General features: G+C 67.8%; 15 protein-coding genes. 4 read left to right on the top strand and 11 right to left on the bottom strand.

The features are described 5' to 3' along the window. Positions 1–76 precede the first annotated feature (76 nt). The 3 genes from ON45_RS06125 (at position 77) to ON45_RS06115 (ending at position 1,788) form a co-directional block, all read left to right on the top strand. Positions 77–844 (top strand): enoyl-CoA hydratase-related protein, encoded by a 768-nt coding sequence (locus ON45_RS06125; protein WP_040492740.1) that lies wholly within the window; start codon positions 77–79, stop codon positions 842–844. Then, entirely contained in the window at positions 841–1,275 is a 435-nt protein-coding gene (locus tag ON45_RS06120) for a nitroreductase family deazaflavin-dependent oxidoreductase (RefSeq protein WP_206537656.1), read from the top strand. Before ON45_RS06125 ends, ON45_RS06120 begins: the two co-directional genes overlap by 4 nt. 174 nt (positions 1,276–1,449) lie before the next feature. Further along, positions 1,450–1,788 carry a hypothetical protein gene (locus tag ON45_RS06115; protein WP_040492739.1) on the top strand — a complete coding sequence of 113 codons (339 nt, stop codon included), beginning with the start codon at positions 1,450–1,452 and terminating at the stop codon, positions 1,786–1,788. A gap of 60 nt (positions 1,789–1,848) precedes the next feature. On the opposite strand, the gene ON45_RS06110 is transcribed toward ON45_RS06115, so the two are convergent. From ON45_RS06110 to ON45_RS21160, 6 genes are all read right to left on the bottom strand, one after another. Beyond that, positions 1,849–5,352 (bottom strand): indolepyruvate ferredoxin oxidoreductase family protein, encoded by a 3,504-nt coding sequence (locus ON45_RS06110; protein WP_083914482.1) that lies wholly within the window; start codon positions 5,350–5,352, stop codon positions 1,849–1,851. A 79-nt stretch (positions 5,353–5,431) separates the two neighbouring features. After that, a complete protein-coding gene (locus ON45_RS06105; RefSeq protein ID WP_051062589.1) occupies positions 5,432–6,058 on the bottom strand; it encodes a GNAT family N-acetyltransferase in 627 nt (208 codons plus the stop codon). A gap of 1 nt (position 6,059) precedes the next feature. Further along, the gene (locus ON45_RS06100) at positions 6,060–6,557 is read right to left on the bottom strand and encodes a hypothetical protein (protein ID WP_040492738.1); all 498 of its coding nucleotides are present in this window, start codon (positions 6,555–6,557) and stop codon (positions 6,060–6,062) included. Continuing rightward, positions 6,554–7,021: a DUF501 domain-containing protein gene (locus tag ON45_RS06095; protein WP_051062588.1), complete on the bottom strand. Its 468-nt coding sequence runs from the start codon at positions 7,019–7,021 to the stop codon at positions 6,554–6,556. Before ON45_RS06095 ends, ON45_RS06100 begins: the two co-directional genes overlap by 4 nt. Beyond that, on the bottom strand, positions 7,021–7,716 hold the full coding sequence (locus tag ON45_RS06090) for an SRPBCC family protein (RefSeq protein WP_040492737.1): 696 nt from the start codon (positions 7,714–7,716) through the stop codon (positions 7,021–7,023). Before ON45_RS06090 ends, ON45_RS06095 begins: the two co-directional genes overlap by 1 nt. Beyond that, positions 7,701–8,363 carry a nucleotidyltransferase family protein gene (locus ON45_RS21160; RefSeq protein ID WP_051062587.1) on the bottom strand — a complete coding sequence of 221 codons (663 nt, stop codon included), beginning with the start codon at positions 8,361–8,363 and terminating at the stop codon, positions 7,701–7,703. The genes ON45_RS06090 and ON45_RS21160 overlap by 16 nt, the downstream gene beginning before the upstream one ends. A 235-nt stretch (positions 8,364–8,598) precedes the next feature. On the opposite strand from ON45_RS21160, the gene ON45_RS06080 reads away from it, so the two are divergent. Then, positions 8,599–9,249: a C40 family peptidase gene (locus ON45_RS06080; RefSeq protein ID WP_040492736.1), complete on the top strand. Its 651-nt coding sequence runs from the start codon at positions 8,599–8,601 to the stop codon at positions 9,247–9,249. 35 nt (positions 9,250–9,284) lie between these two features. Here ON45_RS06080 and ON45_RS06075 read toward each other — a convergent pair whose 3' ends face one another. Genes ON45_RS06075 through ON45_RS06055 form a run of 5 tightly spaced genes read right to left on the bottom strand, consistent with a single transcriptional unit; the run spans position 9,285 to position 13,035 of the window. After that, entirely contained in the window at positions 9,285–10,106 is an 822-nt protein-coding gene (locus tag ON45_RS06075; protein WP_040492735.1) for an XdhC family protein, read from the bottom strand. After that, positions 10,103–10,420: an XdhC family protein gene (locus ON45_RS23610; protein ID WP_040492733.1), complete on the bottom strand. Its 318-nt coding sequence runs from the start codon at positions 10,418–10,420 to the stop codon at positions 10,103–10,105. Before ON45_RS23610 ends, ON45_RS06075 begins: the two co-directional genes overlap by 4 nt. Before the next feature lie 16 nt (positions 10,421–10,436). Continuing rightward, complete coding sequence (locus tag ON45_RS06065; RefSeq protein WP_206537655.1) at positions 10,437–11,633, bottom strand: vWA domain-containing protein; 1,197 nt, start codon at positions 11,631–11,633, stop codon at positions 10,437–10,439. Continuing rightward, entirely contained in the window at positions 11,630–12,538 is a 909-nt protein-coding gene (locus ON45_RS06060) for an AAA family ATPase (RefSeq protein ID WP_040492732.1), read from the bottom strand. The genes ON45_RS06065 and ON45_RS06060 overlap by 4 nt, the downstream gene beginning before the upstream one ends. A gap of 20 nt (positions 12,539–12,558) precedes the next feature. Further along, positions 12,559–13,035, bottom strand: a complete 477-nt coding sequence (locus ON45_RS06055; protein WP_158412236.1) for an FtsB family cell division protein — start codon at positions 13,033–13,035, stop codon at positions 12,559–12,561. Between the last annotated feature and the right edge of the window lie 117 nt (positions 13,036–13,152).

Here is a 13,152-nt window from a genome sequence, read left to right as displayed (position 1 = left end):
CGCACGGAGCGCTGGAACAGATCACGAGATCGTGGTGGGGTGGGGTGTCGGGAGGGGCGGGTGGCATGATCGGGGGATGTCACTCGTGCTCACCGACGTCCGCGACGGGGTCGCCACCCTCACGCTGAACAACCCCGACGAACGCAACACGCTCACCGCTCCGATGGTCGCCGAGATCATCACGGCGATGGACGCGTTCGAGAGCGACGACGGCGTCGGCGCGCTCGTCGTCACCGGGACGGCTCCCGCATTCTGTGCGGGAGCGAACCTCGGGAACCTGAGCGAAGCGACCGGAGAGAGTCTGGGCACCATCTACGAGGGGTTCCTGCGGATCGCACGCAGCCCACTCCCGACGCTCGCGGCGGTGAACGGCGCGGCGGTCGGCGCCGGTGCGAACCTCGCCCTGGGGTGCGACGTCCGGATCATCGCCGACGAGGCGCGCATCGACACCCGTTTCCTGAACCTAGGGATCCATCCCGGCGGTGGCCACACCTGGATGCTGCGGCGCATCGCCGGTCCGCAGACCGCGATGGCCGCCGTCGTCTTCGGCCAGGTGCTCGGCGGAAAGGAGTGCGAGCGGGTGGGTCTGGCCTACCGCTCGGTGCCCCGCGACGAACTCGCCGATTTCGCGCAGGAGTTCGCGGCGGGAGCGGCGTCGGTGCCCCGGGAGCTGGCGATCACGACCAAGGCGACGATCCAGGCGATGGCCGACATCGACAACCATCCCGACGCCGTCGCGCGCGAGCTGGAACCGCAGCTCTGGAGCACGCAGCAGCCCTGGTTCGCAGAGCGGCTCGCCGCCCTCAAATCCAAGATCACGTCCAAGGAGAGCAAGAAGTCATGAGTGACGAGACACCGTCAGCGAGCGAGATCGCGGATTTCAACCAGAGCATCATCGACGAGTTCCGCGCCAACGACGGCAAGGTCGGAGGGCCGTTCGAGGGCGCTCCCGTCCTGCTCCTCCACACCACGGGAGCGAAGTCCGGCAAGGAGCGCGTCCATCCGATGGTGTACCAGGACCTCGCGGGAGAAGTCGCAGTGTTCGCGTCCAAGGCCGGTGCCGATACGCACCCCGCCTGGTACCACAACCTCGTCGCGAACCCGGCTGTCACCGTCGAGATCGGCACGGAGATCCGCAACTTCCGGGCTCGAGTGGCCGCCGGCGATGAACGGGAACGCATCTGGAGCACCCAGAAGGAATTGGCACCCGTGTTCGCCGACTACGAGGCGAAGACCGACCGCGAGATCCCCGTCATCGTGCTCGAGCCGAGCTGACCGGCCCTCTCCGGCACCGTCGCTGAGCAGGTGTGACGCCGGTCACGGCGAAAGCGCGCAGAACTGTTACATGCGAGCCCTGTCAGACGAACTCCGGATGACCTACTGTTGAACGGACAGGAACCGAATCCACCGCGGCGTTATCAACCTGTGCCGCAAAGTAGGAGGTCACCAATGAGCCAGCGACATCGCGACAGCGAGACGCCGATGCTGCCCCGACAGGAGAGGCGAGCGCACGCACACAGCGAGCGCCACCGCATCCACGTCGAGTTGCAGTCCGTCGCCCAGGGAGTGTCAGCCGGGGTACCGCCCGAAGACCTCCACGAGCCGGGGAGCGCATGGAAGCCCACGAGCCACCATGACGCCGACGTCGCCAAGAGCAAGATCGCCAAGCGCAATCGCACCAAGCGCCATTGGAAGACCAAAATGTGGAAGCGCCGGACCCAACTCCGCGCCGCGAAGAACGAGATGCTGCAGTCGACCCGGGACAACTCGGGCATCATCACATCCTGACCTGAGCGTCGCCATCAACCGCCCGAACGGGGCCCCGGGAGACCGGGGCCCCGTTTCGCGTCACCGGTGCGAACGGATCGCCTCCCGCTCCGCGAGCGCCGCTCGGAACTCGGCGACCCGACGCAGCTTGAGCTCCTCGTAGCCGCGGATCTCCATCGGCAGTGCGAGGGCGGCGAGGACCGCGTCGATGTCGTCCGGATGGGCTCCCAGATGGTCGAGCTCTGCGTCGACGAGCGCGAGGTACTCGTCGATCAACGCTCGCTCGGTCCGGCGCATCTCGGTGCGTCCGAACGGATCGAGACGGGTGCCCCGCACCCGCTTGCCGCGTGCGAGCGCGAGCATCGCCGGACGACCGATCTTCTCGCTCACCCCGATCTTCGACGTCCGCCCGAGCGCTTTGAGGAGCGGAGGATGCAGTCTCCAGGTGGTCGTCGCGCCCGCACCACCGACGCGTTCTGCCGCCGCGCGTGATTCGTCGGCGACCAGCAGGCGGGCGACCTCGTACTCGTCCTTGTACGCCATCAACTTGTGCAGCGACCTGGCGACGATGTCGGTCACCCGAGCGTCGACCTTGTGCGCGGAGCCGACGCGCTCGAGGAACCGCTCGGCGTACGCACGGTCCTGGTAGCCGACCAGGTCGGCGGCGAGCATTTCGACGACCGTCTCCTGTTCGGGGTCGAGACCGATCGCGGCGAGGTGTTTCGCCAGACCGTCGGGCAGCGGTTCGATCTCGACGACGGGTGCTGCTGCGGGGCGTGAGGACGCCGCGGCCTCGACCGCTGCGGGGTCGTCGATCCACGCTCGGCCCCAGCGCAGCGCGGCGATGTTGGTGTCGACCTCCACACCGTTCAGCCGGATCGCCTCCTCGACCGATTCCGCCCGGATCGGGAGGGCTCCGTGCTGGATCGCGGCGCCGATCACGAAGATGTTCGCCGACGTCGCGCTCTGCAACAACGCATCGGTGAGTGCTCCGGCGTCGGCCAGCCGCGTCGCGTCGGCATCGGTCGCCCGGTCGAGTTGGGCACGCAGTTCGTCGAGACCGGGAACGCGGCGGTCCGGACGGCCGATCATCGATCCGGTCGGTGTCGGACTCGTCGAACCGACCACGACGGTTCGGTCGGCGCCGCACGCCTCCAGCGTGCGGCGGGTGGCGGCCGTGACCAGATCGAACGCCAGCAACACGTCGGCGGTGCCGTCGCCGAGCAGGTTCGATTCGGGCGTGCGGCCGGTCGACAGTCTCAGGTCGCTGACCACGGGCCCCGCCTTCTGGGACAGGCCGGTCTGGTCGAGACCTCGACTGTCGTAGCCGTCGAGCATCGCGGCGGTCGCCAGAACCTGCGCTGCGGTGACCACGCCGGTTCCGCCGATCCCGGCGATGCGGATGTCGATCTGTTCTCGACCGGTCCGCGGCGACGGCTCGGCGAACGTCGTCGGTGGAGTGGGAACGGTGTCGGGCAGGGCGTCCATGGCGTCGGCTGGTTCGACCGTCATGAAGCTCGGGCAGTCGCCGTCGAGGCAGGAGAAGTCCAGATTGCACGTCGTCTGGTCGATCGTCGTCTTGACGCCGAGTGGCGTATCCACGGCCTGCACCGACAGGCAGTTGCTCACCACACCGCAGTCGCCGCACGCTTCGCAGATGCGGTGGTTGATCACGACCCGTTGCGAGGGCGTCGGCACGGTGCCGCGTTTGCGGAGTCGTCGGTTCTGTGCGGCGCACGCCTGATCGTGGATGAGGACCGTCACCCCGGGGATCGTCGCCAGCTGTTCCTGTGCCTCGACGATCCGCGCTCGGTCCCACACCTCGACGGTGCCCGCATCGTCATGAGGCAGCTCGACACCGCGATACCGCTCGACGTCGTCGGTGGTGACGATCACTCGGCGCACCCCGTGGGTGATCAACACGTCCGCGATGTCCGGAACACCGAGCTGGCCGACCGGGTCCTGCCCGCCCGTCATCGCCACCGTGCCGTTGTGGAGCAGCTTGTAGGTGATGTCGACACCCGCGGCGATCGCAGCCTGGATCGCGAGTTGACCGGAGTGGAAGAAGGTCCCGTCGCCGAGGTTCTGGACGAAGTGCCGGCGGTCGACGAACGGTGCCATCCCGATCCACTGAGCGCCCTCTCCGCCCATCTGGGTCAGCCCGGCGGTGGTGCCGACCTTGTCGTCGTCCATCAGCAGTGTCATCGTGTGGCAGCCGATCCCGGCGCCCACGAGCACGTCGTCGGGCACCTTCGAGCCCCAGTTGTGGGGGCAGCCGGAGCAGAAGTACGGCGTGCGCTCGACGCTGAGCGGAATCAACGCCTGGCCCCGAGCGGGTCGCTCCTCGACCAATCGGTCGCCGAGGCGGTCCGCGAGCCGTCGCCGAAGCGCCGGTGCGATCTGGTCCGCGACGAGAACCCCGTACCCGACGATCAGTTCCTCATCGTTCTCGTCGCGCTTTCCGACGATTCGCGGGTGGTTCCGCGACGAGTACAGGGCGTCCTTCATCATCAGCTCGAGCGTCGGGTCCTTCTCCTCCACGACAACGATCTCGTCGAGTCCCTCCGCGAACTCACGGGCGACGTCGCCGTCGAAGGGGAGTGGCATCCGCAGTTGCAGGAGACGGATGCCCGCCGCCTCGAGGTCGTGGTTGGAGCCGAGGCCGAGTCGCCGCAGCGCTTCGCGGGTCTCGCCGTAGGTGACCCCCGACGCTGCGATGCCGAGCCACGCGTCGCTCGCGTCGACCGTGATCCGGTTCAACCCGTTCGCTGCCGCGTACCGTCGAGCACGCTCGACGCGCGTCGTACGGATGTCGCGCTCGATCGCCATGTTCACGGGTGGAAGCAGACGGGCGTCGGGCGTGTGGACCGGTTCGGCTCCGTCGATGTGCATGTCCGGGATCACGGTCTCCAGGCGATCCGGTGAGATGTCGACGGTGCCCGACCCGTCGGCGACCGCGGCGACGATCTTCATCGACGTCCACAGTCCCGTCGCGCGGCTCATCGCGATCGCGTGGCGACCCAGATCCAACGCCTCCTGGACATCGCCGGGGTAGAAGACCGGCAGGTGGAGATCCCACAGCGCCAGATCCGAGCTCGACGGCACGGTCGAGCTCTTCGCGGCAGGATCGTCGCCGACGATGACCAGCGCCCCACCGTGCTGCGAAGCACCGGCGTACACGCCGTGGCGAATCGCGTCACCGGCACGGTCGAGTCCCGGCGCCTTGCCGTACCAGATCCCGAGTACGCCGTCGTGCTTCGCGTCGGGCTGGCCGGGTGCGAGCTGGCTGCCCATCACCGCCGTCGCGCCGAGTTCTTCGTTGATGTTGGGTTGGACGACGAACGTCAGCTGCGGGGCGGCACGCGCCGCCCGGGCGAACTCCTGGTCGAGTCCGCTCAGCGGCGAACCCTGATATCCCGACGCGAACGCAGCGGTGTCGAGTCCGCGAGCACGGTCGGCGCGCAGCTGCTCGATCGGCAGACGGGCGAGGGCCTGGATGCCGGTCATGAACACCGTGTCGGTGCCCTCGCCGTAACGATCCGACAGCTGGTAGCCGCTGCGCAGCTTGGACGATGTTGGTGACACGTCGACGGTTCTCCCTGGTTGGTTGCCCGTCGTCGATTCCCGTCGGCGCCGGGGGCCGCCGGGTCACTCTCTCATGTGCTCAGTGGCCGATCCAGTCGTTGACGAAGTCCTGACGGCGGAGCTGCCACTCCTCGCTGGTCATCGCATACCGCATGTGGTCCTCCCACGTACCGTTGATCTCGAGGTACCGCTCGGCGATTCCCTCGTTGCGGACCTGCAGCTTCTCGACGATGCGACGACTGCGCGTGTTGCGCGGCACGATGCAGATCTCGATGCGGTGCAGCCCGAGTTGCTCGAATGCGAACTGCATCACGAGCGCGACACCTTCGACGGTGTATCCGTGGCCGGCGTGGGCCTGGTCGATCCAGTATCCGATCGTGCACGACTGCATCGCGCCGCGCACCACGTTGTTGAGGTTGACCTCGCCGGCGATGCGCTGATCGACGAACAGGCCGAACTGGTACGCCGTGCCCGCCGCACGGTCGCGGTCGCGTTGGAGACAACGTGACGCGAACGCCGATTTGTCGGTGGTCGGGTTCGGCTGATGGGCGATCCGGCTCGGTTCCCACACGGTCAGCCAGTCGCCGTTGCGCTGTCGGACCTCGCTCCACGCCCGGAAGTCGTTGACGGCGAGCGGGCGCATCATGATCCGCCGCCCGTACAGGTGGATCGGTGCGGGCGGTTTGGACGGATGGCGAAGGCCCATGTCAGGCGATACCCGCTTCGCTCATGATCGCAACGGCGGACAGATCGAGGCGGCGCATCACCGCGAGCACGACGCAACAGGTCCCGACGATCGTGTCGACGTGTGTCGGGTCGAGGCCCGGATTGTGCAGCCGTTCGTCACGCGGCTCGGCGACCAGCGTGCGAAAGACCTCGTCGGCGTCGCTGCGTTCGAGTTCGTAGCCCGGTGGGATGCTGGTGGCGCCGAGTTCGACGTGCGCGAGAGCGATGGCGTGTGGTCCCACGAACGCAATGGCGGGCGCTGCCAGGACCAGCGGCGACTCGCGGATCACGTCATCGAGGTGGTCGGTCACCACACCCAGGGCGTTCGTGAGTTGCTCGGGTGCCGGACGATTCGCTCGCTCGAGTTCGTTCTCGACCAGCCCGACCGGGCCGACGGGAACGGTCCACTGACCGCCACCGATCATCTCGATCCGGCTCGTGCGGTCGTCGAGGCCGACGATCAGCGAACCGGGTGTCACGCGCCGACCCCCGGAGGCAGACCCGCGGTCCCGACGGGCACGCGTTGGATGGTCCACTGGCCGATCGCGTCGTCGCCGGTCGCCAGATGGTGAGCGACGTGTGCGTGGAGGCACTTGACGCCGACGCGCGTGCCGCCGACGCCGCCGGACGGGCGCGGACCGTCGTGGTCGTCGGGAATCGCGGAGTCACGTTCGTGTTCGTAACGACGGTGGATCGCCGCGATCGTGTCGTCGTCGAGTTCGGCTTCGACCTCGTCGATCGCGCCGGTCGCCTCGACGCGACTGACCGCCTTCACCAGGTCGAGACCGACGAGGTAGTAGCGAGTCGGCATCGGGGTGCCGTCATCGAGGAACGGGGCGTTGCGCACGACGACAGGATCGCCGGTGATATCGCGCACCACGACGTCGAACTCGCCACGCGGGGTGCGGCCGAGGAGTTCGGCGACGCGGGCCCGATCGTCCATCAGCTCCGGCGGCGCAGGATGAACAGCACGATGAGCAGTGCTGCGATCGCAGGGGCGGCACGCTTCAGGATCGAGCTGCCGCTCACCTCCATCAGGTCGATCGGCTCCGCAGCCGGACCGTTGATCTTGCGCGCCTTGGGGGCGGCGTCGGTGGCCGTCGCTGCGGTCGCCGGGTCGGTCGCGGCCGGTGCGTCGGCGGATTCATCGCCACCGGATTCGGCAACCCCGTCCTCGTCGATCATCGTGTTGAGGTTGTCGGCGAACTGGTCGATGAGCTTGGCGCTCACGTCGCCGAGGATGCCGCGTCCGAATTGAGCGACCTTCCCGGTGATGTGGAGATCGGTCGTGACGACGACCTTGGTGCTCGTCGGGGACAGGCTCTCGGCGTGGGCCGAGATGTCGGCCGAGGCGTTGCCGCGCCCGCCGGTGTCACGTCCCTTGCCCTTGATCGAGGCGGTGTAGGCCTCGTCGTCCTTCTCCACGAAGTAGGCGTCGCCCTTGAACTGCGTCGAGATCGCGCCGAGCTTGACCTTGACGACACCGCTGTAGACGTCGCCCTTCTCGTCGTCGTGGTTCACCTCTTGGAGCTCCGCTCCGGGAAGACAGGGAGCGATCTTCTCGAGGTCGGTGATGATCGGCCATGCCTCCTCGATCGAGCGGTTGACCGTGAATTCGTTTGTCAGTTGTTCTGCCATCGTCGGAGATCCTCTGCGGTGTCGATGTCGGAGGGGGAACCCGTGCACGGTACTTCACGTACCAGGTCGGGGTGTAGACGCATCAGACTACGTGCACCTTCGTCGCCTGCGGTCGGCAGCAGGTCCCACACCGATGAGTGCAGCGCCACCGGGTTGGCGCGTCGACCGTCGTACACGGCGACCGCAATCGGTGCGTCGGACGATGCGGCGGCGGCGACCGCGCGCCATGCGCTTGGCTCGATACCGGGCTGATCCGCGAGGCCGACCACGACGACATCGCTCTCGAGCGACCGCGCGGCCGTGATCCCGGTTCGGACCGACGTCATCTGTCCGTCCTTCCAGGACGGGTTGTGGACCGTGATGATGTCGGAGCCGTTCGACGCCTCGTCGGTTTCACCGACCGGTCGGTGGGGAAGGCCGAGATCCGCGGCCGACAGCCGTCCGGTGACCACGACGACCGGCCCGATCTCGGCCGCGACGGCGGCGGCGATCGAACGCGTGGCGACCGACTCGTCGGGTCGATCGGCTGTTTCCGGCAGAATCGCTGACAGTTTGTGACCGATGTCACGGAAACGGGTTCCTCCGCCGGCTGCCAGCACGACCGCGGTCACGGTTCCGCGCCCGGGCGCGGCGTCGCGCCAGGTCACGGGTCGGTTTTCGGCGCGTCGATTCCGATCACCATCGAAGTCTGCATGTCAATTCGGACGATCAGATGTCGGTCCGATGTCGAATCGGCAATGTCGCGCTTGATTGTGTCGATCCGATGACGATATGTTGCCCGTCCGTCACACAGTGACGCGCCACAACGTCGTGGCTGCGTCTTCGGCCGTCGGCCGCGACTGGACCTCTTGCCTCATGACTCCCACCACCCCGTCTCTTTCCGTGCGCGCCCGACGAGGTCTGCGCAACATCGCAATCGTCGCCGCCTCGTTCGGTGCGGTCGGCGTCGCGATGGCCATCGACTCCGGCAGCGCTGGTGCGGTGTCGAACGTGAACGAACTGGCACCGGAGATCACCACGTCGGCGCGGCAGGCCGTTGCGGCACTCGACGCATATGCCGAGAGTGGATCGGTGGCCGACGAGCAGTCCCTCGCCTGGCACCGGGCGATCACGGCGCGCTACACGGCCCGTGAGCTCGGCTACGACGAACTCGCGATGGTCGACGCATGGCGTACGACGAGCCTCGAGCACCAGCGCGCCGTCCTCGGCGCGCTCACGCAGGTCGGCGTCCCGTATCGGACCAACACCAGCAAGGAAGGCGAGGGATTCGACTGTTCGGGTCTCACCACCTTCGCCTGGGGTGGTGCCGGTGTGAGCCTCACCCGCCAGTCGGGCTCGCAGATCTCGGACGCGCAGCGGATCGACCGTGAGTCTGCCGAAGCCGGTGACCTCGTCCACTATCCGGGCCATGTGATGCTGTACCTCGGTGTCGACGACGCGATCGTGCACTCGGTCAGCAGCGGCCGCACCGTGGAGGTCGACACGATCCGCAGTGGCAGCGTCAGCTTCGGAGACCCCACGCACTCCAGCTGAACGTCCGCTGGTGCCAGGCACCGACGGACATCTCGTCAGGAGTGGATCGGGCCGCTCGCGTCGCGCAGGCTCGGGACGCCTTTGCCGGTACGGCGGGCGATGATCTCGGCGCAGATGCTCACCGCGGTTTCCTCCGGCGTCCGGGCGCCGAGGTCGAGACCGATGGGTGACATCAGACGGTTGAACCCGTCGTCGTCCACGCCCACTTCGGTCAGCCGCTCCATCCGCTTGTCGTGAGTCTTGCGGCTGCCCATCACGCCGATGTAGCCGACCCGGGTCGCCAAGGCGCCCTGCACCGCGGGGACGTCGAACTTGGGATCGTGCGTGAGGATGCACACCGCATCGCGCGGACCCAGCTCGGCACCCAACTCGTCGAAGATCGGGGTCGGCCAGGTGACCCGCACCGCGTCGGCCATCGGGAATCGCCGCTTGGTCGCAAAGACCTCGCGGGCGTCGCACACGGTGACGCGGTAGCCGAGGATCTTGGCGACGCGCGCGAGGGCGGCCGTGAAATCGACCGCTCCGAAGATCCACATCTGTGGCGGAGGAGCGTGCGATTCCACGAAGACCCGAATCGTCGGCTGGTCGATCAGGTCCTCCGGCGTCGTCTGGCCTTCGGGGCCGTAGCTGCGCACGCCGGAGCGGGCCGCTTCGAGTTCCGCGATCGCGTCGCGCGCGACGACGCGATCGAGATCGGGATGGCCGAGCGTGCCCAGCGGCTCCGCTCCATCGGTCGTGACCAGCAGTTTCGCGCCGGTCTGGTCGCCCTCGATGATGGTCGCCAGAGCCACGGGGGTCTCGGTTCGGAGAAGCTCGGCGTAGCGATCGAACAGCGGGGTGTCCGGAGCGGTGGTCACCAGGCCAGTTCCTCGATGAAGAGATGGATCGTTCCACCGCAGGTGAGTCCGACCGCGAACGCTTCGTCGTCGGAGTACCCGAAGGTGACGACTCGCGGCTTGGTCGTCCCGTCGAGGATCGACAGTGCCTCGCCGACGACCGCTCCCTCGACGCACCCGCCGCTGACGCTGCCGGCGACCTCGCCGGATTCGGTGACGGCCATCGCGGCGCCGGGAAGGCGCGGTCCCGAACCCTCGATGTCGACGACGCGGGCGACGGCGATCCGTTCACCGTCGCGACGCCACCGTTCGATGTCGGGCAGCAGATCCTTCATGATGTCGAGCTCCTGTTCATCGGGTCACCGGGCTCTCGTGGCTGATGACGCGGGTCAATTCTTCCATCGCTGCGACCGAATGCCCCTCGACGAACGCATCGATGTGGGGCAGTGCGGCCGCCATGCCGCGAGCGAGTGGGGCATAACCGGGGGTGACCTTGAGCGGATTCACCCAGACCAGCTTGTGGGTGACGCGATGCAGGCGTTCCATCTGTTCGGCCAGCGTGTCGGGGTCACCCCGGTCCCAGCCGTCGGACAGGATCACGACGATCGAGTTGCGGGCCAGGCCGCGCACACCCCACTCGTCGTTGAACTGGCGCAGGCCCTCGCCGAGTCGGGTGCCACCACTCCAGTCGACGACGCGGTCCGTCGCAGCGGACAGGGCCACATCGGGATCGCGGCTCCCGAGCTCGCGGGTGAGCCGGGTGAGCCGGGTGCCGAGCGCGAACGCCTCGACCTTCTGCCGTCCCGCCACCGCAGCGTGGACGAACCGCAGCAACGCTCGGGCATACGGCTCCATCGAACCGCTCACATCCAGCAGGATGACGAGGCGCCGCAGTCGAGTGGTCGGCTTGCGAAAGTGTCGCTCGATCGGTTCGCCGCCCGCTCGAAGGGTCGCCTGCATCGTGCGTCGGATGTCGGGTGTCGGTGTCGCCCGACTCGCGGGGCCGAGTCGAAGCGAAGCGCGTGGTGACCCCACCAGACGCAGGCTCGACATGAGCTCGTGTGCCTGTGCGAGTTCGTCGGGGCTGTACTGGGCGAAGTCCTTGTTGCGCAGCACCTCGTTCGCCGAGAAGCGCAGCTCGATCGTCGGGTCGTCGTTCGGCTCCCCGAGGCCGTCGTCGTCGTTCGACGAGTCGTCGTTCGCGTCAACCGCGATCGTGATCGACAGTTGCTCGTCCTCCTCGTCGACGTTCTCGCTTCCCGAGCGTTGCTCGAAGAACACGGCGAACGCCCGGTCGTAGACCTCGATGTCTTCCGGGCGACGGGCGAGCGTGGCCCGTCCGGCCCAGTAGACGCCGTCGCGGTCGTCGATCCCGGTGGCGCACAGGGCCTCGGCGAACGTGTTGGTCGAGCTGGTCGGAACCCGCAGACCGGCACCGCGCAGGAGTCGGGTGAAGGCCACGGCGATACGCGCGGGGTCCGCGGCCGGCGCGTCGACGGCACGACCCGCGACGGACCGTTCGTCGGCCGACGGCGGGGCCCAGCTCACCCGTGCAGCAGCCCCTTCTCGAAGGCCTCCTTGACGATCGCGCCGACACCGTGCTGGTCGAGGCGCTGGTGATCTTCTCGATACTTCAGCACCGCACCGAGCGTGTTGCGGACGAGTTGTTCGTCGAGCTGCGTCGCTCCGAGGCGTCCGAGCGCGTTCGCCCAGTCGATCGTTTCGGCGACGCCGGGCGGCTTGTACAGATTGAGGTCCCGCAGCGCTTCGACGGCGCCGGCGACCTGACGCGCGAGCGCCTCGTCGACCCCGGGCACCCGCAACCGCACGATCGCCACCTCGCGTTCGAAGTCGGGATGCTCGACCCAGTGGTAGAGGCACCGGCGTTTCAAGGCGTCGTGGACGTCGCGTGTGCGGTTCGACGTGAGGACCACCAGCGGCGGACGCTCGGCGCGGAACACGCCGATCTCGGGGACGGTCACCTGGAAGTCGGACAGCACCTCGAGCAGGTAGGCCTCGAACTCGTCGTCGGCACGGTCGATCTCGTCGATCAGCAGCACCGGAGGGGGACCTTCGACCGGTTCGATCGCCTGGAGCAACGCCCGCTTGACCATGAACCGCTCGCCGTACAGCTGCGCTTCGAGGTCGTCGGACGTCATGGCCTGCGATTCACCCGTTGCCTCGGTGGCGCGGAGGTGGAGGAGTTGGCGGGCGTAGTCCCAGTCGTACACGGCCTGGGCGACGTCGATTCCCTCGTAGCACTGGAGACGGATCAGCTGGCCGCCGGTCGCCGCGCTCAGGGCTTTCGCGAGTTCGGTCTTGCCGACGCCGGCTTCACCTTCGAGCAGCAGCGGCCGCTGGAGGGTCATCGCCAGGAAGACCGACGTCGAGATGCCTTCGTCGGGGAGGTAGCCCTGATCGGACAGGGCGGTGCTGACATCGCTCGGCGTCACCCCGGCGACTGTACCGCCCGTCAGGACTCGGTCGTACGAGCGGTGATGATCTGGGTGACCACGTTGTACGGCCAGCCGTCGGGCAGATCGGTCGGCAGCGGAGGCAACGGGAGCACGGTGGAGCGGTTCTCGCCCGTCTCGATCAGACCGTAATCCTCACGTGCAGCTTCACGGATCCCGTCCGGGGTCTCGAGGCGCATCGTTTCGGCCTCGAGTTCGTTGTTCACACGTTGGAGTTCGTCGAGCTGAGCTTGGCGCTGTTGGAGATCGACGGTCTGATCGCGCCAGGTGCCGACCGGGAGGACGAACACGGCGATCCCGATGAACGCGACGATGCCGAGCGCGAACAGTCCGGTGAACAGCGCCGCGCGAGGTCGGCGGGAGATTCGCTTGTCGACCGGGATGGGCCGCGTCAAGTCGCCGAGGCGCGATCGTCCGGCGTCGGCCGCCGGCGCCACCGGTGGGCGCGGGATCGACGTCGTCTTCGAGCGAGGCACCGCCCCATTGTGGCAGTGCCGCGTCCCGATCAGCGGTCATCTTCGGAATCGCCCGCGGAATCAACCTCAGATCGACGTCGAGCCCCGTTCTCGTGATCTGTTCCCGCGCTCCGTGCG

This window comes from Ilumatobacter nonamiensis YM16-303 (assembly GCF_000350145.1).
In the GTDB taxonomy this organism is placed as follows: Bacteria; Actinomycetota; Acidimicrobiia; order Acidimicrobiales; family Ilumatobacteraceae; genus Ilumatobacter_A; species Ilumatobacter_A nonamiensis.
The sequence above is the reverse complement of the archived record's forward strand: the minus strand, read 5'-3'. Positions and strand labels throughout refer to the sequence as shown.

Coding starts and splice junctions, on each gene's coding strand:
- ON45_RS06090 (WP_040492737.1), bottom strand. CDS start 7,716: ATGGCAGAACAACTGACAAACGAATTCACGGTCAACCGCTCGATCGAG.
- ON45_RS06105 (WP_051062589.1), bottom strand. CDS start 6,058: ATGGGCCTTCGCCATCCGTCCAAACCGCCCGCACCGATCCACCTGTAC.
- ON45_RS06095 (WP_051062588.1), bottom strand. CDS start 7,021: ATGGACGATCGGGCCCGCGTCGCCGAACTCCTCGGCCGCACCCCGCGT.
- ON45_RS06115 (WP_040492739.1), top strand. CDS start 1,450: ATGAGCCAGCGACATCGCGACAGCGAGACGCCGATGCTGCCCCGACAG.
- ON45_RS23610 (WP_040492733.1), bottom strand. CDS start 10,420: ATGAAGGATCTGCTGCCCGACATCGAACGGTGGCGTCGCGACGGTGAA.
- ON45_RS06125 (WP_040492740.1), top strand. CDS start 77: ATGTCACTCGTGCTCACCGACGTCCGCGACGGGGTCGCCACCCTCACG.
- ON45_RS06120 (WP_206537656.1), top strand. CDS start 841: ATGAGTGACGAGACACCGTCAGCGAGCGAGATCGCGGATTTCAACCAG.